Raw genomic sequence first — 23,303 nt, 5'->3', positions numbered from 1 at the left:
TCAACGGCGCCCGACCTCTACGGAAGCAGGCACCAATCCGTCCTTTGGGAGATATAAGATGAACAAGATCTATTCTTTGGTACGTAACGTAACGACTGGCAAATGGGTTGTGGCTTCGGAGCTAGCCAAATCCAAAGGCAAGACCGGGCGTCGTGTTTCTGTGGTTGCACTGGGGTTGCTGAGCGCCAATTTCGCCGCAGCCCAGACCGTGAACATGAATGACTTCAGTCCATTGCGTTGCGATGGCACCACCTCATGCGTGACAACGGTCTCTGGCGGTGCCGAGGTTGCTCTGGTGGGCCAAGGTACGCAGATCCTCAGAGGCCAAACTGGTTCGGCGGGTTCCGTTCAGCTGGAAGCGCTATTCGCTTCAGGCCAGACTACGTCTCCCTACGCAGACCCCAGCAATCCGGCTTCCCTTGTTGTTAACACTGGCGCCGCAAACGTACCAATCATCGTCAAGGATCCAATCACTGGCGGGAACAAAACCGTCCTCGTGTATGACAACACCAACCTCATCGATACCTATGCAACCGCTGGCGGTGCGGGTGCCGCACCCTACGCTGTAGCAACGTCCACCGCAGTTAATGGTCTTCAGTACATCAACACGCGCATTGGGCAGGTCGACAGCAGTGGCGGCACTATGACGGTGGATATAGGAAACGGCGGTGATACTGATGCCGCCGGCAATTCAATTTCGTTGGTTGCCAAGCAGTCATCGTTGTTCCACGCCGATGGAACGGGTAGTGCGAAGAGTCAAATCGTATGGAACTCCAACAACCACGTGGACATGGGCGTCGCTTCGTCGGCCGCCCGTCCCGGTGAAGCCGGTAGCACGGCCAACTTCATTTTCTCGCGGTATAACGGCGAGATTACTGCGTTCGACGGCTCCGTCCATCAGGTGAATAGCGCCATCGACTTGGCGGCGTATAACACTTTCCTGATTGAGAAACTGAGTTCCGGGGCGTTGTCGCCGGAGCTCTACGCGGGACAGTTCGCCTTGGCTTTCACCAACACCGTTCAGGCCATCGACTACCAGAATGGGCCGCTTGATCAGAATGACGAGGTGTACACATCACTTGGGCTGCGTACGGTTATTCATGCGACCGGTGCAAACGCCGTCGGTGAAGTCGCCAGCGGGGCGCGTCTGGATGTTTCCTCAGCTTCGTCGACCTTCGGTGGACTGGGCACAGTCATGCTCGCTGAGGACGGCGCGACCATACTCAATAATGGACAAATCGGGTCCACTCGGGGCGGATACTCAGACTCGCAGTACGCCATGTATGCACGTGCCGGCGGCAACGCAATCAACAACGGCGTCGTCAACGTTGGTTCGTTTACCGGCATGGCCGGGGACCATGACCCGGAAAACCCAGTCTTGACCATGGGCGCGCACTACGGCATTGCCGCTACGGGCGCAGGCTCGACCGCTTTCAATTCTGGAATTCTGAACGTTAGCGGCCCAGGGAGCATTGGTGTCCAAGTCTCTGGCGGCGGCGCTGCGGGCAACGACGGCATCATCAACCTCAACGTAGGTGACGCCCGGATCTCCGGAGTGGGCACTCGCGCGCGGGCAGTCCAGGTGGAGGGCAATGCAAGCTTCGTGAATGAGGAAGCTGGCGTTATCTACCTTGGGCGCGGACTGCAGTATGACCTGTCTTCCCCGGCCGGAGATGTCAGCAATGGCACCACCGCGATGGTCGGCATCTTGGCAGGCGGCACACGGGCTAGCGCCACCAACAAAGGAACCATTACTTTGGGCAGCTTGGCACAGGCAGCTACTGGCATGCTGAACAACGGCGCCACTGGCACGTTCAAGAACGACGTTACGGGCGTGATCAACGTCAATGGTGCAGCCTCAGATGCCCCCGTTGAGAACGTGGGCATGTATGTCACGAACCAAGCCGGATCTGCCGTTCCGATCCGGGCCGAGAACGACGGTACGATCAACCTTGACGGCATCAATGGAATCGGCGTCAAGGCCGTTTCCTCCAACGGCAAGATGGTGTCGGTCACGTCCAATGGCAACATCAACGTGGATGGTACCAAGAGCGCAGCCGGCCTTCGAAACTATGGCGCATGGGCGGAAGGGGCGACGACTTCGTTGAAGATAGGCGGCAACGTCAATCTGTCCGGTGATGGTGCAATCGGCGTGCACTCACGCAATGGGAGCAACATCTCCATTGACGGGGGCGCCGTCAACTTCTTGTCTGGCAGTGACCAGGTGGGTTTCTTCGCGCACGGGGTAGGCTCGACAGTAAACATCGCAGGCGCTAACGGCGGCGCGCTCGACGTCAGCACAACCGGCTCCACGCTGTTCCGCATCGAAGACGGCGCCACTATCGGCAACCAAGCTGGTGCGATGCTTTCGGCTTCAGGCGAGGGCTCCACCGCGATCCAGGTGACCGGCGTGGGCTCTGTCGCCAATCTCGATGGAATGGACATCACCGTTTCCGGCAACGGCGCCAACGCGCTGAAGGTCGAGGGCGGCGCCACTGGCCAGATGAGCGGCTCAGCCAATCTGATTCTGAAAGATGGAGCCACCGCTGTTGTTGTCGATGACATCAAGTACGACCTGAACAACGTGGCCGTCGGCCGAGGCGACTCAGGCTTCGTCAATTCCGCGAACGTGACTGTCTCTGATAGCACCGATGTGACGGTATTCCGCATCAAAAACGGCGCTGAACTGATCAACACCGGCGATATTAGTATTACCCACGGTACTGCCATCGAAGTGATGGGGGCAGGCTCGCGTGTGTTGGCCGACAGTGCCGGCAAGCGAGGCAAGATCAGCGTGCGTGATGGCATCGCCGGAATCCATGTGCACGGCGCAGCCACCTTGAAAACTGCGGACAACATTACAGTAGATGGTTCCGCTTCCGGCGTGTTGATCGGTCCGGACGCCGGTCGCGTGGTGATCGAGAAAGACGCACATATCACTGGCTTGAGCAGCGGCTACGGCAATCTAATCACCAATCGTGCCGAAGCCCCAACCACACTGGTCGATGGCGCGACACTGGAAATGGCCGGGTCTGGTGCTGCTCTGCTGTCGGAGAACAATATCGACGCCCAATCGCACGGTTACGTGCTGGTATCAAGCCAGACCGCTGGCAAGGGCATTGCGCTATCCGGGGCGAATGGCGAGGCTACCGACGGCAGCCTGGATATTGGCAGGGGCTGGACTGTCGATGTGACCGGCAATGGCTCGGGCGTGTACGCCAACACCAATGGTGAGTTGCGGCTCAGTGGCGTGGCAATCAACGTTAGCGGCTCCGGCAACGCCATCAAAGTTGAGAAGGCGGATTCGGTAATCGTGGCTGCCGACACCAAGATCACCGGTTCGCATAGTGATGCGGAACTGGTTGTAGGTAATCCCGTGAACCTTGTTAACAATGGGACCATCGCATCGGTGAGCCGCGACGCAACGGCGCTGAAGCTGGGCGACCTGGCAAGCACTGTGATCAACAATGGCACCATCTTGGGTCTGGTTGCGCTGGGCGACGGAGACGACTGCCTTTACAACACTGGCACGATTGACGGCGACGTTAGCCTTGGCGGCGGCAACGACTGTGCATTCGTAGCCGGCGGTACGATCAACGGTACGCTACGCGGCGACGAAGGAAACAACTTGATCGTTCTGGAAGGCGCTTCGGTAGAGGCGGTCATTGGCGGTACTGGGGCAGACACCATCGTGCTTCGTGGGCCGGCCACCAGCTCCTTCCAGCGTCTCAGCGGCGGTACCGGGGACGGCGTACAGGACACGCTCGTGCTTGATGGCTACACCCATGTTCACACTGCCGGCAGTGCTGCGCTGGAAAATTTCGATCGTATCGATCTGGTTGCCAACAGTACTTTTGATCTGCGCAAGTCACTCGCACTGGGCGCCGATGGCAACGGTGTCGGCGTCATGGGCATCGACGCGGGCAGTACATTGGTCGCCAGTGAGGGGCCTGTTTCATTGATCGGCGACTTGTCCAATGCCGGCCTGGTCAAGATCAATGGCACCAAGGTTGGGCAGCAGCTAACCGTTCAGGGAGACTACGCCGGGCTAGGTGGTACCGTGCAGCTCAACACTGTTCTGGGTAGCGACGATTCGGCGACAGACAAGCTCGTTGTCGCGGGCAACACCTCCGGTGAAACGGCGTTGAGAATTATCAACATGGGGGGCGCTGGCAGCCATACCTACGCTGACGGCATTGAGGTGGTAAAGGTTGACGGGCGCTCCGACGGTAACTTCGTCCTGGCAGGTCGTGCGGTAGCCGGTCCCTACGAGTATCTGCTGGCAAAGGGAGGGAAAGCCGATGCCGAGAATGGCAACTGGTATCTGCGCTCGGAAGCTCCGCAGCCGCCAATGCCAGACCCCGAGACGCCGGTAGATCCCACTGAGCCGACCAATCCAGACTTGCCGCCGATGATCCCGATGTATCGTCCCGAGTCTGGGGCATACCTGGCGAACCAAGTAGCAGCGTCGGGAATGTTCGCTCACACCTTGCATGACCGTGTCGGCGAGTTGGATTGGCAGGAGCGTCAACGCGGTGGCGACAACAGCGCCAAGTCGGCCTGGTCGCGCGTGCAACGCAATCAGTTCGACGGCACCACCGGCGAGAGTCAGGTCGGCACCAAAACCAATACGAGCCTTCTGCAGATTGGCGCAGACGTCATTGACTGGACCGCAGCAAACAGTCGACTCAATGGCGGCATCATGGTCGGCATGGGCCGTGCCGACAGCCTGTCTACGTCGCTTGCCTACAGTGCAAAGGGCAAAGTCACAGGCAAGAGCATTGGCATGTATGGAACATGGTACGGAAACAGCTCGGATGCTACCGGCGCCTATGTCGATACTTGGCTTCAGTATGGGAAGTACGATAATGAGGTTCATGGTGAGCTACTGCAAAAGGAGCGCTACAACAGCAGTTCTTTGTCCGGCTCACTGGAAGCTGGCTATGCAGCAGAACTCGCCAGAGGCAGCGTAAGTGCGTTCTACGTCGAGCCTCAGCTGCAAGTGATCTACAGCCATATGGCCGGCGGCAACCATATCGACATCAATGGCGACGACATTCGAGCCGGCGACGTAGGCGGGCTCACTACTCGCCTTGGAGCGCGCGTATACACACGCCAGCTCAGTACCGAGAACAATCGCGTACAGCCCTTTGCGGAACTGAATTGGTGGCACGGCGGAAATGACAACACAATGGTCTTCAATGGTGTTTCGATGGACCAGCGGCGTGCAAAGAACGTCCATGAGCTCAAGCTTGGTGCCCAAGCGGAGTTGGGGGGCGGCTGGAGCGCCTGGGGGCACTTGGGCTTCCAGAATGGCGACGGTGATCATCGAAACATCCAAGGAATGATCGGCGCGAAACATAGTTGGTAAAGAAAGCCCTGGTGGAAGGACTAGGAATGATCAGACGCCCTGGCGCCAGCCAGGGCGTCTTCCGTTTTGGCAACTATCGGAATTCGTAATCCTGCAATGAGCTCACATCCGTTCTCGCCGCGTAGTTCTTTGAACATCTCGCTTGTTAAAGCAGGTTGGACCAGCAGACTCCCCCATCGGACAGGTGTTTGCTCTGATGACTTTATGGATAAGCCCAACAAGTGCAGTACTACCCTGATCCGGCGCTGCACCTGCGTGCGCGGATAGCCCCTACATAATCATTTGTACCTGCTATTTTTCGCGATGCCGGCCTTGTTGTCGGCAAGGTCGTGCCCATACAGCAGCTTGCCCTTCTGGTGGGCATCCTTCTCAAGGATGCCGCGGTCATAAACGGCATCGGCATGGGCGATAAGCATCACCTTCAATCTGCCGTTGCCGGTGAAGGTGACGCGGGCGAGAGCCAGCGCCAGCGCGCTGATCAATGGCGTCCTTCGAACCCATTATCGTTCTTTGCCTGCAGCTGAATTCAAACCCGAATTCGGAGTGACTCCGCAGGAATCTAAGAATCGTCCGATAGAGGCCACTCGCACCCAAAAATAAGATTCGCCCAATACATTTAACTGGATGCGAATCCCATGAACCGAGTATTCCGAATCGTCCGCAACCGGACCACCGGAAAGTGCACTGTAGCTTCCGAGCTTGCCGCCGCGCGCGGCAAGCGTGGCACTCTGGACCGCGCCGTTGCGTCCGCCCTGCTCCTGGCCGCGCCTATGCTGGGCGCCGCAGCAGCAGCCGGTGCAGCACCGATGGCGGAACTGACCGGCAGCAACGGCCAGATGTGGCACGGCTCGCCGTGCGACACCCTCACTGTTCCCAGTACCTGCGCCAATGAAAACCGTATCAGCCAGGCCGATACGTCGGGTGCTGTCCTCACTTTTCCCTACAATCATTTGCTGGTCGGCGCCAACCTGAGCAACACCAACAACGGCCCGGTGGCCAGCGGCAGTCTGTCCATTACCGATGGTGGCGTCGTCAACGCCACGCGCCTGTACGTTGGCTATGAAGGCAATGCCACCGGCGAGGTCAACGTTTCGGGCGAGGATTCGCGCTGGAACGGAGGCGGCATCATCTCGGTCGGCAACTACGGCTCCGGCACCATGAGCATTTCCGATGGTGGCTACGCCCGGGGCACCAACATCTTCGCGGGCACCTATGAAGGCGGCGCGGGAGATATTCAGGTCGACGGCATTTCTGCAGGTGGCATGCGCTCCACCCTTCAAGCCACCGGTACGCTGTTCGTCGGTGATAACAATGCCTATCTGCCTGATCAACCGGGTGTGATTGCGGCCGGCGACGGAATTGTGGCGGTGACCGATGGCGGATTGATCAGCAGTAATGGCGGCTCCATCGGCGGCCGTGGCGGCACCGGCACGCTGACCGTCCAGGGCGTCAATGCCAGCGGCCAGGCCTCGCAATGGAACATGTCCGACAGTCTGATGGTCGGCGTGGACAGCAAAGGCACTCTGAATATCATGGATGGCGCCGAGGTCAACAACACCCACGCTTACATTGGCTACTTCGGCGACGGCAATGGCACCGTGAATGTCGGCAACGGCGGTGTGTGGACCAACAACGGTGCGTTGAACGTTGGCTTGCTGGCAGTCGGTAGAGTGGACATCGGTGCCGGTGGTACGGTCCACAGTGACAGTGCGATGGTCGGCGTCATCTCGGGCGGTTATGGAACAGTGAAGGTCTCCGGCGCAGGCGCGCTTTGGAACAACAACGATACTTTGATGGTCGGTCATTATTCGCAAAGCGTTGGCTCCGTGACGATCGATGAAGGTGGCCAGGTTTCGTCCGGTGACAGTGTCCTGGGTAGCGAGAGCGGCGGCTATGGCTCCGTGCACATCTCCGATGCCGGCTCGCGGTTCGACACTTCCGAGTTGATCATCGGCAACAGCGGCCAGGGCGTCCTGCAGATCGACAACAGCGCTGCGGTGACCAGTGGCCAAGCCTTCGTGGGCAGCGGGGTCGGCGGTCGCGGCGACGCAACGGTGACCGGTGGCGCCCATTGGGACGTGGGCGGCAACCTTCAGGTTGGCGGCGCGGGTGATGGCAGCCTGTCGGTCCTGAACGGGGGCAGGATCACGAACACGCAAACGGCTTGGGTCGGCGTCGAGAACATCGGCGTTGGCACCGTAACCGTTGATGGCGCCGGTTCAACCTGGGACAACCTGGACAGCCTGTTTGTCGGCGCTCGCGGAGCGGGTAGCGCAACCATCTCCAACGGCGGCAACGTCAACGTGAAGGGCAAGCTGTTCGTGGCCGGCACCGGTAGCCTGGCGGACGTCCCCCGCATGACCCCGACCACAAGCGAGCTGGTCGTTACCGGCGCTGGCTCGAGCATCACCGTGGATATGGAAGCCAGCATCGGCCAACTCGGCTCCGGTGCCCTGAGGGTTGCCGACGGCGGCAGCTTCACTACGAACAGATGGGTATTGATCGGCAACAACGTCAGCAGTGACGGCAGCGTCACCGTCACCGGCCACGGCTCAAGCATGAGCTCGACCGACCTGTCCGTCGGGCACAACGGCAGAGGCACGATGGACATCCTCGATGGCGGCACCGTTACGTCGTCTTTCGGCGCAGGGATTGGCAACTTCGCAGGTGCCGAAGGCAGCGTTGCCGTGCGCGGCACCGGGTCGCGCTGGATCAACTCCGGGGACCTGTCGCTTGGCGCCGGCGCGGGAGCGGAAGGTACCCTGATCGTGGACGCCGGCGGACAGGTAGCCGCGGGTGGAAACGTCATCGTCGGCGGCAAGTCCAGTGGCGCCAATCGCTTCCATGGAACGGCGGATGGCGCCGGCACGATAAGCGTCAGCGGCACCGGATCGACCCTCGACGCCTCTGGTTCCATCACCGTGGGGGACAAAGGTGCCGGCACCCTGAATGTGCTCGACGAAGGTTCTGTGCGTGGCAGTGCGTTGCAGCTGGCATCCGGCGCCGGTTCCACCGGCGAGGTGAACATCGGTGCTGGTGGACGTGCCGGAACCTTGGACACAGCCAGCATCACTGGCGGCGATGGCACTGCCACGGTCAACTTCGACCATGTCGACGACATCGACTTTGCGCCGGTGCTGGATGGCAAGCTGGATGTGAACAAGTTCAACACCGGCACCACTACGCTGGCGGGGGCCAATGACTATGCCGGGACCACGTCGGTCCAGGCCGGCACATTGAAAGCCGGTATCGCCGGTGCCTTCAGCTCGGCCTCGGAGCACACCGTGGACAACGGGGCCTCGTTGGCCCTGAACGGATTCGATCAGTCGCTCGCTTCGCTGCACAACAGCGGCATGGTGGCCTTCCATGATGCGGATAACACTGCCGGAACCACGCTGACCATCGCCGGCGACTACATTGGCAACGACGGTACGCTGCTGATGAACACCGTGCTGGGCGATGACAGTTCGGCCACCGACAAACTGGTGGTGGAAGGCAGCACCAGTGGCAACAGCTTCGTGCAGGTACGCAATGCAGGCGGCGCCGGCGCGGCCACCGACAACGGAATCGAGCTGATCCACGTGGGTGGCGCGTCCGATGGCGTGTTCCAGCTGCAAGGCCGTGCCGTGGCGGGTCTGTACGACTATCAGCTGTACCAAGGCGGCCGGAATACCCCGGACGATGGCAACTGGTACCTGCGTTCGGAAGCGCCGATTGATCCGATTGATCCGATTGATCCGATTGATCCGGTTGATCCGGTTGATCCGATTGATCCGATTGATCCGGTTGATCCGGTTGATCCGGTTGATCCGGTTGATCCAGTTGATCCAGTTGATCCGGTCGATCCGGTCGATCCGGTCGATCCGATTGATCCGATTGATCCGATTGATCCGATCGATCCGCCGGTTGCGCCGGAGCAGCCCGTTGTGCCGATCCCGGTGCTGCGCCCCGAACCGGCTGTCTACTTGGGCAACCAGGTCGCCGCGCTGCGCATGTTCCAGAACACAATGCACGACCGTGTCGGCGAGCCGGGCCTGGGCGCACGCGAAGACGGTACGGGCTACACGTCCTGGGCCCGTGTGCAGAGCCGTAAGCTGGACGCCGGCACCGTGGGCGGCCAGATCGACATCAGCACCGATGCCTCGGTGGTGCAGGTCGGCGCGGAGAAGCAGTTCGCGGTGGGCGAGGGTCGCATCCATGCCGGCGTGATGGGTGGCTACGGCCGTGCCACCACCCATGGCAGGTCCAATGTCAGCGACCATCAGGCCACTGGTGAGGTGAAGGGCCGCAATGTGGGCGTGTATGGCACCTGGTTCCAGAACGCGGATGGCCCGGAGGGGCTGTATGTGGACGCCGCGGCGCAGTACGGCCGCTTCGACAACACGGTCAAGGGCGACTACCTGGGCACCGAGCAGTACGACTCCACGGTCCGCAGTGCATCGCTGGAAGCGGGCTACGCCCTCAAGGTGCATGAAGGCGAGCGCGTCGGCGTCTATGTCGAGCCGCAGGCCCAGGTGATCTACAGCAATTTCAGCAGCGACGACGTACGCGAGCAGAACGGCACCCTGGTGCAGAGCCACACCGCCGGTGGCACCACCACCCGCCTGGGCGCACGGGTCTATACCCGTCCGCTGGGCAAGGATTACAACCGGGTGCAACCGTACGCGGCAGTGAACTGGTGGTCCGGCGGCAACGACGTGACCATTGCGATGGACGGTGAGCGCTTGAGCCGCGATCTGTCGAACAACATCATGGAGGTCAAGACTGGCGCGCAGCTGGAGCTGGGCAAGGGCTGGAGTGGCTGGGGCGAAATCAGCCAGCAGCGCGGCAGCTACGGCTTCAAGGACATCGGCGCGCAGTTGGGAGTGAAGCTGAGCTGGTAAGGCCAGCAAGGTAATTGAAAGGACGGGGCGCGATATCGCGCCCCGTCTGCATTTGGTGGCCCGAAATCAAATCCAGATTCGCAGACCCCTGCCACCAACGGTGAGGTCAGCACCAGCATCACCACACGCCATAGGCAGCGCACAGCAGGATCTGCATCGCCAAGTGCGAGTTCTTTCGGCTCAGGCGCCGCAATCCATCCAACGGTTTGAGTACGACTTGCCGAGCCATAGCCAGGGCTACGAAATCATCCTGGAGCTCGGAGATCTGTCGATCGCGGCGCCGGAAGGGGAGCCGCGAGTGATTTGGAAATCTGTTCTCTCTCGCGGCCCAGCCGCCCACTACGCACTGCAGTACTTCATTCGCGGCTCCTTCCTGCGCCTCAGGAGAGGTGGCCAACTCCCAGCTTCTGGGGCCATACAACAGTAGAAAGACTCGGCCAAACCAATCCCAAGCAGAGAGCTGGTTTTGCTATGAAGAAGCCGAAGTTCACCGAAGAGCAGATTGAAACGACGGCCGGTGCTGCTTCTGCGCTGACTGGTACTGCGGATGCACCCACTTCCAATCGGGTCCTGCAGGAACACACCAGCGATGGTTGCCGGCTGACCTTGGCCTGACCAACATCCGGCGACGGCCTGCATTGCCTGCTCGTCCTTTGCCATCCACGTTTACGACGGCGCATCGCTCAACGACATCGCCGCGGCAATCGAGAGCGACTACGTGGCAACGCTGGCCAGCGTTGCCACGGCAACAGGGCCCGGCGCCGCCTATGTACGCTCCATTGCCGCCCGCTACGAGGAATCGGTGCACCTGCGCTATCTGCTGCGCATGGCATTCCTGCCACCGGCAACGCATAGGGACATCATCGGCCAGCTGTACGTGAAGTTCCTTGAAATTGTCCGCGCAGGTTTCCTGCGCCAGCTGCACGAATGTTCGTCCACGCCATTGCCGGAGGAGCACGCCGCCGCTACGGCCTCACCTACGTTGGCATCGTCGAGATGCCTGTACGTGGAACTGGTCTACGAAGGGCCTGAGCCCATGAAAGCCTGGCGTGACACGATGTGGCAGGGACTGATGGACTCGCTGTAGCTGCGTTTATCGTTCCAAGAATGACAATCCAGCGCTGCCGGAAGCGTATGAATGCGAAAATGAACAACCGCACAAATCGGCTGGCTCGAATGAATCACGCCGCTGCAGCGTGCGATGATCGGGGTTCCTCCGCTACCCCAACACTGCATGGAATGGTTATCCGACCCAACAATCTGGATGGGTCTTTCTACACTTGTCGTTCTCGAAATCATCCTCGGCATCGACAACCTCGTCTTCATCGCGATCCTTGCGGACAAGCTTCCCCCACACCAGCGTGACAAGGCCCGCCTCATCGGTTTGAGCCTGGCGCTGGTGATGCGACTGGGCCTGCTGGCAACGCTGTCCTGGATCATGCGGCTTACCACGCCGCTGTTCTCCGTATTCGACCACGCCTTCTCCGGCCGTGACCTGATCCTGCTGATCGGCGGTCTGTTTCTGTTGTTCAAGGCGACGATGGAGCTGCATGAGCGGCTCGAAGGACGCTCGCACGAAACCGGCGACAACAAGGTGTACGCCAGCTTCGGCCTGGTGGTAACCCAGATCGTCATCCTCGATGCGGTGTTCTCGCTGGATTCGGTGATCACTGCGGTCGGCATGGTCGACCACCTCGGCGTGATGTTCGCCGCGGTAACCATTGCCATGGCCGTGATGATGCTTGCCAGCAAGCCGCTCACCAGTTTCGTCAACCGTCACCCGACGGTGGTGATCCTGTGCCTTGGCTTCCTGTTGATGATCGGCTTCAGCCTGGTGGCCGAAGGCCTGGGCTTCAAGATTCCCAAGGGTTATCTCTACGCGGCGATTGCGTTCTCGGTGTTGATCGAGGGCTTCAACCAGTGGACACAGTTCAACCGCGAGAAGCACGCACGAAGCTTTTCATTCCGGCAACGCACCGCCAATGCGGTGCTCAAACTGCTTGGATCGCGCCCAGCGCCAACCGCTGCCGGTGACAATCCCGAACTGGAAGACCAGCTGCCATCGGGACTGGCCGCGTCCGAGCACGACATGATCCGCGGCGTACTTGCACTGGCCGACCGCTCGGTGGCAAGCGTGATGACCGTGCGCGCCGACATCCAGTGGATCGACCTTGGCAAGGGACCAGAGCACACCACCGCGCAGTTGATGAGCTCGCCGCATACCCGTCTGCTGGTGGCTGATGGCGAGCTGGATAACCTGCAAGGCGTGGTGCAGAGCCGTGACCTGCTTGCCGGCGTGCTCGCCGGCAAGCCATTGGTACTGGCGGACTACCTGCGCGAGCCACTCACGCTGCCCGAAGGCGCGACCGCGCTGCGTGCGCTGGAGCGCATCAAGCAGCACCCCATCCCACTCGCGGTGGTGGTGGATGAGTACGGCAGCGTGCAGGGCCTGGTCACCGCCAACGACCTGCTGGCGGCAATTGCCGGCGATCTTGCCGATACCCGCGACGCCGACTTCGGCGCCGAGCAGGTGGACGGCAGCTGGATCGTGGATGCCTCCATGTCGATCGAGGACGTGGAACGCATCACCGGAATCACACTGGAAAGAAACCCGATGTACGTCAGCCTGTCCGGCCTGTTCCTGCACGCGCTGGAACGCCTGCCGGTGGCTGGCGATATCGTGGAATCCGGCGGCTGGCGGCTGCAGGTGATGGATCTGGAAGGCCGGCGTATCGGCAAGGCGCGGATTTCCGCACTGGCCAGGGAATAGGCCGGCGCCTTCTCACCTGAGTGACCCGAATCCGATGCCAGTCCCCTGGCATCGGATTTTTATTTCATGGCTTTCGCGGCGCTGGCGGCCTTTGTAGGAGCGGCGTAAGCCGCGAAGCTCGCAGATCATCAGATGACACATCTACTGAGTGCCTGCGGAAATGTTGGCTTCGCGGCTTACGCCGCTCCCACAAGAACAAACAGGAAGATCCTTGAGCTGAAAAAAAAGCCCGCTGACGCGGGCGGAGAGAGGTGGATGGTGGGGTTGGCATTGCTGCCAACCCCACCGGTGATACCGCTTCTGATCTTTTCCGTTTTCGGTTTCGTCAGAAGTCGTAGCGAGCGGTGAAGCGGAAGTAGCGCGGGCGGGTGTAGTTCAGTTCCTGCCCATACAGCGGGTTGTAATCGTTCGCACCGCGATACGGGCTGGCCGCATAACGGCTGTAATAGCTGCCCGGAATCTGACGGTTCAAGACGTTGATGACATCGGCCTGCAAGGTCAGGCCCTTGGCCCAGACCGGGCTGTAAGCAACGTTCAAGCCCAGGTCAAAGCCCCAAGGGGTGGTCCCGTGCGAACCACGCGGCGACGGGCCGTAGTCGGCCGACGGCGGGACATAGTTCGCACTGGTCGGGCTGGTGCCGGTGCCCGGCAGGCCGCAGTACCAGTAGTACGAGCCGTTGTAGAGGCCGGCATCCGGGGTCGGGTACATGCTGGTGCAGTTACGCGGACGGCCGGAGCTGATCGTCAACGTGGAACCAGCACGCCATTCCGGGGTCAGCTGCAGATAGCCGAATGCCTTCAACACGTGTGCACGGTGATTGGGCAACAGACCGTTGGCTCCCTGCATCAGCTGCGGCAGATCCCAGTCCTGGGTGACCGAGACGTCTTCCTGGCCGCCCGAACCGGTATCCAGGTCCGAAGCCAGCTGGCCCTCGGTGTTGCCGTAGTTGCGCGAGAAGGTGTACTCGACCTTGCCGTACCACTTGGCAGTGCGCTTCTCAGCGTACAGGTCCAGCGCATAGTACTTGCGCTTGAGCTTGGGCAGATTCAGGTCAGCCGCCGAGTAGTGGACCTTCTCGAAGCTGCCATCGGCCTGCTCTTCCCAGAACGTATTGCCCACGCCCGGATTGAACAAGAAGCAGGCGCCACCCAGTGCCGGTGTGCAGGTGTCGTCGATCGCGCTCTTGAGCTCACGGTAGGTGAACTTGGCACCCCAGGTGGTGTCCGGGGTCAGCTGCTGCTCCAGGCCGACGATGTATTCATCCTGGTAATGCGACTTGATGTCGATCGCCGCCAAAGTCCGCGGATTCGGCGCTTCGCCGCACTCCTTGTTGGAAGAGACCGCGTTGCCGGAGCAGGTGTAGCCCAGGCTTGCATCCACCGGGATGGAGTTCAGGCCAGTTGGCGCACCGGTGTTCGGGTCGATGCCTGTGTAGGTGAAGTATTCGCTGGTGATCAGCGAACCCGATGCCGCGCGCACTGCAACGTTGTTGGGAATGGCCAGGTGGTAACGGCCGGCATTGGCGAACAGCTTCAACGACGAGTCGCCGAAGACATCCCATGCAACACCGAGGCGCGGGGCCAACTGGTGACGCTGGCTGATGTACTTCTCGCCGGTGCCGGTGAAGTTGGTGAACTGCTCGTTGCGCAGGCCCAGCGACAGCAACACGTCATCGGTGACCTGCCAACGGTCCTCGATGTACTGTGCGGCCTGCTCGGTCTTCGGCCGGGCAAGCTGGGTGCTGTAGTAGCGGTACACGTAATAGCCCTGCGCACCCAGGCCACCGGCACTGGCCGGCGAACCGACACCATGCGAGGGATCAACCGCGGTGCTGGGATTGGTGGCGCGTCCATAGATCCAACCGTAGCCGCCCGGATAGGTGGTGCCGGTCAAGGACTCCGCATCCTGGCGGTCATAGCCGATGCGGATCTGGTGGTCGCCCAGTTGCCATGCCAGGTCGAAACGGCCTCCCTTGGTTTCATCGAACGCACCATCGGCAGCAACCAGCGCCGTCGAGCTCTGGCAGCTGGTATAGGTCAGGCCGGGTGCCTGCGCCGTGGCGCTGGCGCTGATGTAGGGGCAGCTCGGGTCGTAGTTGAACAGCTTCTGGCTGTGCTCGATCTTCTGCTGGCCGTAAAGCGCCGACAGCGTGAGGTTCTCGGTCAAGTAGCCGGTGTACTTGGCGATGTAGAGCTTGGCGTCGTCCTTGGTTTCAACGCCACCGTTCTGCACGTTGCCGTGGCTGAAGTCGCTGTAGTTGAACTGGTAGTAGTCCGCGTCGTACTTGGTGACATCGGATACACCGGTCAGTTCCAGCACGTGGTTGTCGGTGATGTTCCAATCGACCTTCGCCGCCCAGCGCGGGTAGTCATAGGTGTAGTCGTTCCAGCCATTGCGCTGGTTGGCCGCCGAGGCATTCGTCGCATAACGGACGCTGTTGCCATCGGACTTGGTCAACTCGACGTTACCGAAGAAGAACAAGCGGTCCTTGATCAGCGGGCCGCCGACGTAGGCGCCGGTGGTCTCCTGCCAGGAACTGTTCTTGTCGCGGTACACGTACAGCTTGCCGTCTGTCCTGTAGGCCGGGCCACGCGGATCATCGGCGGTGAAATGGCCGGTATTCGGATACAAGGTGTCGCGTTGCGAAGCGCGCAGCGATTCAGGCGTCCAGATGGTGTAGGCACCGGCCTTCCAGTCATTGGTACCGCGCTGGGTCACGATGTTCACCACGCCGCCGGTGGAGCGCCCGAAGTCGGCACCGTAGCCACCGGTCAACACCTGCTGCTGCGCGATCGCTTCATACGGCAGCGTGTAGAAACCGATCGACTTGAGCGGATTGGTCACCGCATAGCCATTGATGTAGTACGCATTTTCCGAAGCGGCCGAACCACCGAAGCTGGCCACGCCGCCGTAGCTGGTACTGGCCACCGCGCCCGGTGCGAGCAGCGCGACCGCGGTGACGTCGCGAGCCACCGGCAGCTTCTGCAGGTCTTCGTAAGTGAAGACGGTACGGATGTCGACCTGCGACACGTCCACAGAGGAACCACTGAAGGCACGCACTTCAACGCGATCCAGGTTCAAGGCACCACTGCCCGCGCCAGCATCGGCAAAGGACACCTCGGTGCCGCTGGAAATGTTGACGACGACGTTGTCCTGCGTCCCCAGGATCGCCCCATTGCGCTGCAACTCGACGCTGTAGCGGCCGTTGGTCAGATCGGTGGCGCGGTACCTGCCGGTCGCATCCACCTGGAAGGTGCGCGTGGCACCGGTACCCAGGTTGCGGATCACCACGCTCGTGCCTTCCCCGGCAGGCGCTTGGCCAAAGATGCTGCCTGTCACCGACTGCGCCTGCGCGGCACTTGCGAGGCAGAGGCCCAGCGCGACGGTCAACCCCGCACGCCGCAATTGTTTGGATCGTTTGATCATCTGTTCCCCCAAAATTGGCTTCATATAAAGTTAACGGGACCTAAACGAGTCCCGTTTACTGAATAACAAGTAAATGCTGCGGCGCACAAGGAATATGTAATGAATTTTTCACATAAGAGCGGATATCGGCCTGCTGCAGGGCCCTCCGCCCTGTGAAAAGCACAAACCAGGCAACACAGCGCCGCCACGCGGGCGCCGCAGCGCAAGGCAAGGCGCTGAGCGGCAGGCCAGATCCATGCGTTGACACGCTTCCCGGTGACCATTAGCTTTTTTAGATAGACTACCTACCGGTAGGTAATGTCACTTGACCCGCCTCCTTGCCAGTGAATACACAGAAGAGCCCGCAATGCCCCCCAATCCCGTCGCCAACAAGTCGCCACGCATCGCAATCACCTTGGGACTGATCACCCTGCTCGGGCCGGCGTCCATCGACATGTACCTGCCATCGATGCCGGTAATGGCCAGCGAACTGCGTGCGCCTTTCGCCACCGTGCAGCTGTCGCTGACCGTATTCCTGTTGGCCATGGGTGCCGGGCAACTGCTGTTCGGCCCGGTGATCGACGCACTGGGCCGGCGCCGCCCACTGCTGCTGGCCATCGCCGTGTTTGTGGCCACATCGCTCTGGGCGGCTGCGGCGAACTCGGTTGAAAGCCTGATCATTGCCCGCTTCATCCAAGGGCTGGCCGCATCGCTCGCGCTGGTCACCGCAATGAGCAGCGTGCGTGATGTGGCTGAAGGCGTGGCCGCTGCCCAGTTGTTCGCGCTGTTGATGACCATCCAGGGTCTTGGCCCCGTGCTTGCCCCCGCCGCAGGTGGATTGATTGGCGAGGCCTTCGGTTGGCGTGCGGTGTTCCTGGCGCTCGCCGCCATCGGTGCAGTCGTACTGGGCAATACCCTGCTCAATTTCAGCGAGACGCTGAAGCCCGAAGACCGTGCGGTGCTTGAACCGGCAACCGTGATGCATACCTACGCCGGCATCGTCAGCTCGCCACGTTTCCTGCTGCCTGCGCTGGCGCTGGCATCGGTGTTCTTCTTCCTGTTCGCCTATATCGGCGCCGCCTCCTATACCTACCAGACGGTCTACGGGATGTCCGGGCGCGGCTTCGGCCTGGTGTTCGGCGCCACCGGCCTGGCCGTGCTGATGGGCGCAATGAGCAGCGCCAAGCTGGTCACCCGTTTCCGCATCGAAGCGCTGGCGATGGCCGGCGTATTGATGATGCTGATCGGCGCAGGCATCGGCCTGCTCTCCACCCTCAGCGGGGTCGGGCTGGTGGGAATTGTCATGGGCATGTTCCTCGCGCTTGGCGGACTGGGCATTTCGGAAGCAACGCTGATGTCGATCGCCCTGGCCAGTCGCAGTACCGCATTGGGCGCCAGTGCAGCGGTGCTTGGCGCCGCGCCGTTGATGCTCGGCGCCGTGGCAACGCCACTGGCAGCCAAGGTCGCGCAGAGCAGCCCGACGCATTGGTTGGGCTTCCTGACACTTGCAGGCATGCTCACCGTGGCGCTGACATCAGCCAGCGCAAGGATGATCTCGCGCAGTGGAACACGCGTTGATCTGCAACACTGACGGCCTCCAACAGGATCCAGACAATGACAACCCGATCTCCCGCAGTCGAGCGCGTATGCGAAGCCGCACTGGCGCACTTCGCCATCACTGGCTATGACGGCGCATCGCTCAACGAAATCGCTTCGATGATCGGTATCAAGAAGGCCTCGTTGTACTCGCACTTCGCAGGCAAGGACGCGCTCTACCTGCAGGTACTGGCAGATGCCGTCGCCGTGGAAAGTGCATTCGCCGACGATGCCCTGTCTGGGCCAGCCCCTGCCGAGGGCCCTGGCGCCCACTATGTGCAGTCGATCGCCGACCGCTATGACGCTTCCGTACACCTCCGCTACCTGCTGCGCACGGTGTTCCTGCCACCGGTGCAGCACAAGGAGGTCATCGGTCACGCCTATGAAGGCTTCCTTGAACTGCTCCGCGATGGCTTCCTGCAGCAGCTGCAGTCTTCGGTGCCTGAAGCGATCTCACAGGAACAACGCACGCGCTACGGAATAGCGTTCGTCGGCATCGTCGAGAGTCTGTTCGTTGAGCTTGTCTATGCCGGGCGCGAAACCATGACCGCCCGCCGCGATGCACTGTGGCAGGTTCTGCTGGACTCCCTGCAGCTGCGGACTTCCGCAGCTGCATGACAGTGTGGGTGCCGTCCCGATGCATCCATCGCGCATGCAGAGTGATCGCAAGGGACGCAACTGGAAGGTAGAGAACAAAAAGATCCCTCGCGCCTCAGTTCGGTAGAGACGGCGATAAAGCATGCATCCAAATCCCACGCTGCTTCGTAACAGTGCCATCTGATCACGCCGTAGAGGACATAACAGACATGCAGATGCGCAGACAGCTACTCGGATTCACCGGCTGGTTCCTGATCACCTTCCTGGCTGCTGCGCTGGGCGCACGCGCCTCCATCTCCGCCGCCAGTTTCTACGCCAGCCTTGCGCTGCCCACGTGGGCGCCGCCGGCAAGCCTGTTCGGTCCGGTGTGGACTGCGCTGTATGCACTGATGGCGCTGGCGGCCTTTCTCGTGTGGCGTGAACGCGGCTGGCGCGCTGCTGCGCCGGCCTTGACGCTGTACCTGCTGCAGCTAGGCCTCAACACACTGTGGAGCTGGCTGTTCTTCGGCTGGAAGCAGGGCGCTCTGGCCTTCGCCGACATCCTGCTGTTACTCGTAATGATCGTCGCCACGCTGATTGCGTTCTGGCGTATCCACAAACTGGCGGCCTGCCTGCTGCTGCCCTACCTGGCGTGGGTGAGCTTTGCCAGCGTGCTCAATTACGCCGTCTGGCAGGCGAACCCGGGGCTGCTGTAAGCAGACGCAACATCCTCGGTCTGCACCGCGTTGCGCTTGCGAGCTCACGCCGCGTCGGCATCCCCAAGCTGGTTTATCTGTGCGCACTCGACCACACCCGGTGGATCGTCCATGCGTGCCAACGCGATCATCGCGCGGCCGAGGCTGAGGTTGCTGGTGACCATCGACGGCAGCGCCGCGCCGGCAAGCTGCATCAGTGGCCCGCCCAGCACATAGAGCGGCTTCAGCAGGCCATGGCGGGTGCCGGTGCCGGCAACCGGGCGCACACCGCCCGGCCGCAGCATCACCGTCCGTCCTGGCAGCCGCGCCAAGGCTTGTTCGGTCTCGCCCTTGATCCGCAGCGGCATGATGTGGCTTTCAGGGTTGGCGTGGGCGCCGGAAACATACAGGAACATGCCCTGCGGATTGGCGGCGAACCAGGTCTGTGCAAGCGCCTGCGTGGTGTCCAGCGTGACCCGACGGTACTCATCCTCGGCGGTGCCAATCGGTGGCGCACCGGCGCAATAGAAACAGGCATCAAAGCCAACCAGGTCGGCACGGCGGCGGTGCGCCTGCTGGAAATCCTCCAGCACCAATTCTTCGGTCGCCGTCACCAAGCCGCCTGCACGCCGCACCAGCGCGACCGTGCGCTTGACGTGCACGGAGCCCGCGCAAGCCAACGCCACGCCTTGACCGACCAACCCACTGGCGCCGGTCAACACGATCTTCAGGCGTCCGGCATCATTCATCGGCTGCGTCCCGTGCGGTCTAGAGTTTGACGAAGCGCTGCACTTTGCGCGCCAGCCAACCGCTGAATACCAGCGGTGCATCCAGCGCCGACACGCAGATGCATGGCACACCGGGGGCAGTGACCGGCTGGTGCTCGACGTCGCCATCCAGGTCCGCCACGTCGCCGGGGGCGAACAGGCCCAAGGCATCATTGTAGGAGCCGCGCAGGATCTGGGTCAGCTCACTGCGGCCATGGCTGTGCATCGGCAGGCACTTGCCCGGTGCGATCTTCAGCATGATCAGTGACGGCATCTGCTTCGCGCGGATGCAATGCACACCCGGTGCCATCCAGCGCCAGCGCAGGCTGCCCAACGAGTCGCCGAAGTAAGGATGCAGCGATGCGGGCAGATACTCCGGGTCGGCCTGTGGCCGCTCGGGTGGCAAGGGGCGCTCTGGCTTCTGCTCCGGCATTGCAGCCGTGCTGGGCTCCAGCAGCTGCGCCAGCATGGCGGCGCGCAGTGTTTCGCGCCTTGCTTCCTCAAGCACTGGCTGGGTTTGCTCCAGCAATGCCGAGCCGACTGCTTCGGCATCGCGCAGGCGCTTGCGGCAGTGGGGGCACTGTTCGAGATGGGCGCCGGCAACGATGCTTAACGGCGCCTGCAGGGCACCGGCTGCATAACTCATCAAGGTCGACTCGTGCAGGTGGTGATGCGGATTCATGCCGCACCCCCAACCTTGGACTGCAGCAGCAGGAAGGCGCGACGCAGATGTGACTTCACCGTACCAAGGGGCATTCCCAAGGCCTGCGCGATCTCACCGTGGCTCTTCGCCTCGAAGTAGGACATCCGTACCAGCCGCGCCTGCACGGCAGAGAGTTCGTTGATGCGTTGCCGCAGCCGCGCATGGTCGGCGAACTGCTCGGCACTGCTGCGCTCGAGCACGTCGCTGGCAGCAGCGTTTTCCACCGCCGCCTGCACCAACGTCCAGCTGCGCTCGTGGCGCACGCGGTCGATGTGCAGGTTGCGCGCGATGCGATAGAGCCAGGTGCTGAGCGCGCCCTGCGCCGGGTCGAAGTCGGCCGCGCGCAGCCACAGCCGCAGCAGGCATTCCTGCGCCAACTCCTCGGCCACCGCCTCAGGGTCGCCCAGACCACGCAGGTAGACGCATAGCCGCGGCATGAAATGGTCGTAGATGCGCATGAAACAGTCGCGGTCACGCAGCCGCGCCACACCGTCCATGTCGACGGTCCAGTTCATTGGCTCTTTGCTCAGCTGCTGTGAACTGGACACGATCCGCGCGGTGTCGAATGGGGAAGGGGTTTTGCCGGGATCAGGGTACATCTGCGTGGGCGGCGCTGGAGTGAATGTGGTGTCCTTGCTACGCGCAGGGGCAGCGTTTGGATGCACGGGGTTGATGCATCCATTTGCCAGTCCCAACCGTAGGCACTGCATTCAACCGCGGATACCGCCATGCGCACGGCCTGCCTGTTGTTGTGCCTGCCCTTGGCGGCATGGGCCGCGCCGCTGCTGCGCCGCGAAGGTATTGCCACCACGGCGGCCGGCGCGGTCGCCTACCGGGAAGTGCACTGGCAGCGCGGCGCAGGCGACGCAAACGAGCGCTGGGTGCACTACCTGTGCCCCGGCGGCGAGCCCTTCGCGCGCAAGCAGATGCGGGTCAACGGCCCGGTTCAGGCCCCCGCCTTTCGCCTGGAAGACCGCCGTAGCGGGCAGGCGGCAAACGTCGAGGTGACGGCCAGCGGCGTGCAGCTGAACTGGAAGGAGGGCACGCAGGCAAGGACGCGGACCCAGCGGCTGCCACTTCCGCCGGATGCAGTGATCGATGCTGGCTTCGATGCCGCCGTGCGCAGCCACTGGCAGCGGTTGATGCAAGGCGAGCGGCTGACCTTGCAGTTCCTGGTGCCCGGTCGGCAACGCTTCTATCCCGTACAGGTGCGGCGTAGCGGCGCGGTGCGCTGGCAGGGAATGCCCGCCCAGTCCATCGAGGTGCAGCTGGATGCCTGGTACGGGGCGATCGCACCGCGCCTGTCGCTGGTGTACGCCGACGCTGACCGGCGCCTGCTGGAATTCCGTGGCACCAGCAATCTGCGCGATGCCCGCGGTGACTACCCGCAGGTGACGGTGCGCTTCGCGCAGCCGGCGGTGGAGGGCTCGGCATCGCAATGGCAGGCGGAGCTGCAGCAAGCGCTGGTACCGCGATGCGGGGCCGGCCCGGGATGACTCAGGTCGAATCACCAGGTCACTGCATCCAATCGCCGCCGCGCTGCGTAGAGGAAGCAAGCAAACCCGTCGAGAACGCTTCCATGTCCTCCGCAGCGCCCCTCCCCCGCCGCAGTCAGAGCCTGCTGCGCACCGTGCGCCGCTGGTTCGATACCGCCAGCGCCGACGACGACGCAGGCAACGGGCAGCACGGGGAGCGCATCGACTGGATGCGGGCCCTGCCCTTTGCCTTGCTGCACGTCGGCTGCCTGGGGGTGATCTGGGTTGGGGTGTCGTGGACAGCGGTTGCCGTCGCACTTGCCCTGTACGCAATCCGGATGTTCGCGATCACCGGGTTCTACCACCGCTACTTCTCCCACCGCACCTTCCAGGCATCCCGTCCGGTGCAGTTCGTGTTCGCGGTGATAGGCGCAGCCAGCGTGCAACGCGGGCCGCTGTGGTGGGCAGCGCACCATCGCCACCACCATCGCCATGCCGATCAGCCTCTGGACCCGCACTCGCCGCAGACCGGTGGCTTCTGGCGCAGCCATATGGGCTGGTTCCTGACCCGTGGCGCCTTCGCCACCGACATGCAGCGCATCCCCGACCTTGCGCGCTTTCCGGAGCTGCGCTGGCTGGACCGCTTCGACACCGTCGTGCCACTGCTATTGGCCGCAGCACTGTATGCATTGGGTGCCGTGCTCGAGCGCGGGGCACCGGGCCTGCAGACCTCCGGCATGCAACTGCTGGTATGGGGATTCTTCGTCTCCACCGTGGTGCTGTTCCACGCTACCGTCACCATCAATTCATTGGCGCACCGCTTCGGTCGCCGCCGATTCGACACCCGCGATGACAGCCGTAACAACTTCTGGTTGGCGCTGATCACTTTTGGAGAAGGCTGGCACAACAACCACCACTTCTTCCCCGGCACCGTGCGGCAGGGGTTCCGCTGGTGGGAGATCGACCTGACCTGGTATGGCCTGCGGGTGATGGCGATGCTGGGTTTGGTCAAGGAACTCAAGCCGATCCCGGCCTGGGTGCTGGCCAAGGCGAGGAACTGA

General features: G+C 62.0%; 15 protein-coding genes. 10 read left to right on the top strand and 5 right to left on the bottom strand.

Annotated elements, in window-relative coordinates; all coding sequences use genetic code 11:
• Positions 1-58 precede the first annotated feature (58 nt).
• Positions 59-5,371 carry an autotransporter outer membrane beta-barrel domain-containing protein gene (locus Q5Z11_RS02025; RefSeq protein WP_303748489.1) on the top strand — a complete coding sequence of 1,771 codons (5,313 nt, stop codon included), beginning with the start codon at positions 59-61 and terminating at the stop codon, positions 5,369-5,371.
• Between the two features lie 278 nt (positions 5,372-5,649).
• On the opposite strand, the gene Q5Z11_RS02020 is transcribed toward Q5Z11_RS02025, so the two are convergent.
• Entirely contained in the window at positions 5,650-5,853 is a 204-nt protein-coding gene (locus tag Q5Z11_RS02020) for a hypothetical protein (RefSeq protein ID WP_303748488.1), read from the bottom strand.
• A 153-nt stretch (positions 5,854-6,006) separates the two neighbouring features.
• Between Q5Z11_RS02020 and Q5Z11_RS02015 the strand changes: the two genes are divergently transcribed.
• The 4 genes from Q5Z11_RS02015 (at position 6,007) to Q5Z11_RS02000 (ending at position 13,024) form a co-directional block, all read left to right on the top strand.
• The gene (locus Q5Z11_RS02015; RefSeq protein ID WP_303748487.1) at positions 6,007-10,254 is read left to right on the top strand and encodes an autotransporter outer membrane beta-barrel domain-containing protein; all 4,248 of its coding nucleotides are present in this window, start codon (positions 6,007-6,009) and stop codon (positions 10,252-10,254) included.
• A 471-nt stretch (positions 10,255-10,725) separates the two neighbouring features.
• Positions 10,726-10,869, top strand: coding sequence for a hypothetical protein (locus Q5Z11_RS02010; RefSeq protein WP_303748486.1), 144 nt, complete (start codon positions 10,726-10,728; stop codon positions 10,867-10,869).
• A gap of 103 nt (positions 10,870-10,972) precedes the next feature.
• The gene (locus tag Q5Z11_RS02005; protein WP_303748485.1) at positions 10,973-11,341 is read left to right on the top strand and encodes a hypothetical protein; all 369 of its coding nucleotides are present in this window, start codon (positions 10,973-10,975) and stop codon (positions 11,339-11,341) included.
• 147 nt (positions 11,342-11,488) lie between these two features.
• Positions 11,489-13,024, top strand: coding sequence for a TerC family protein (locus Q5Z11_RS02000; protein WP_303748484.1), 1,536 nt, complete (start codon positions 11,489-11,491; stop codon positions 13,022-13,024).
• Between the two features lie 325 nt (positions 13,025-13,349).
• Here the strand turns inward: Q5Z11_RS02000 and Q5Z11_RS01995 are convergent, their stop codons facing one another.
• Complete coding sequence (locus Q5Z11_RS01995) at positions 13,350-16,451, bottom strand: TonB-dependent receptor (protein ID WP_303748483.1); 3,102 nt, start codon at positions 16,449-16,451, stop codon at positions 13,350-13,352.
• 346 nt (positions 16,452-16,797) lie between these two features.
• Between Q5Z11_RS01995 and Q5Z11_RS01990 the strand changes: the two genes are divergently transcribed.
• The 3 genes from Q5Z11_RS01990 (at position 16,798) to Q5Z11_RS01980 (ending at position 19,318) form a co-directional block, all read left to right on the top strand.
• Positions 16,798-18,021 carry a multidrug effflux MFS transporter gene (locus tag Q5Z11_RS01990; RefSeq protein ID WP_303748482.1) on the top strand — a complete coding sequence of 408 codons (1,224 nt, stop codon included), beginning with the start codon at positions 16,798-16,800 and terminating at the stop codon, positions 18,019-18,021.
• Positions 18,022-18,044: 23 nt separating this feature from the next.
• Complete coding sequence (locus Q5Z11_RS01985) at positions 18,045-18,644, top strand: TetR/AcrR family transcriptional regulator (protein WP_303748481.1); 600 nt, start codon at positions 18,045-18,047, stop codon at positions 18,642-18,644.
• A gap of 188 nt (positions 18,645-18,832) precedes the next feature.
• Positions 18,833-19,318: a TspO/MBR family protein gene (locus tag Q5Z11_RS01980; protein WP_303748480.1), complete on the top strand. Its 486-nt coding sequence runs from the start codon at positions 18,833-18,835 to the stop codon at positions 19,316-19,318.
• A gap of 44 nt (positions 19,319-19,362) precedes the next feature.
• Here Q5Z11_RS01980 and Q5Z11_RS01975 read toward each other — a convergent pair whose 3' ends face one another.
• From Q5Z11_RS01975 to Q5Z11_RS01965, 3 genes are read right to left on the bottom strand one after another with little or no spacing between them, the layout of a single operon-like run.
• A complete protein-coding gene (locus Q5Z11_RS01975; RefSeq protein ID WP_303748479.1) occupies positions 19,363-20,046 on the bottom strand; it encodes a Rossmann-fold NAD(P)-binding domain-containing protein in 684 nt (227 codons plus the stop codon).
• 19 nt (positions 20,047-20,065) lie between these two features.
• Positions 20,066-20,746, bottom strand: a complete 681-nt coding sequence (locus Q5Z11_RS01970) for a ChrR family anti-sigma-E factor (RefSeq protein WP_303748478.1) — start codon at positions 20,744-20,746, stop codon at positions 20,066-20,068.
• Positions 20,743-21,366 carry a sigma-70 family RNA polymerase sigma factor gene (locus Q5Z11_RS01965; RefSeq protein WP_303748477.1) on the bottom strand — a complete coding sequence of 208 codons (624 nt, stop codon included), beginning with the start codon at positions 21,364-21,366 and terminating at the stop codon, positions 20,743-20,745. The genes Q5Z11_RS01970 and Q5Z11_RS01965 overlap by 4 nt, the downstream gene beginning before the upstream one ends.
• Positions 21,367-21,495: 129 nt before the next feature.
• Here Q5Z11_RS01965 and Q5Z11_RS01960 point away from each other — a divergent pair, with 129 nt between their 5' ends.
• Positions 21,496-22,263 (top strand): hypothetical protein, encoded by a 768-nt coding sequence (locus Q5Z11_RS01960; RefSeq protein WP_303748476.1) that lies wholly within the window; start codon positions 21,496-21,498, stop codon positions 22,261-22,263.
• A gap of 83 nt (positions 22,264-22,346) precedes the next feature.
• Positions 22,347-23,303, top strand: coding sequence for an acyl-CoA desaturase (locus Q5Z11_RS01955; protein WP_303748475.1), 957 nt, complete (start codon positions 22,347-22,349; stop codon positions 23,301-23,303).

This window comes from Stenotrophomonas sp. 610A2 (assembly GCF_030549615.1).
In the GTDB taxonomy this organism is placed as follows: Bacteria; Pseudomonadota; Gammaproteobacteria; order Xanthomonadales; family Xanthomonadaceae; genus Stenotrophomonas; species Stenotrophomonas pigmentata.
This window is presented reverse-complemented; position numbering and strand designations above follow the sequence as displayed.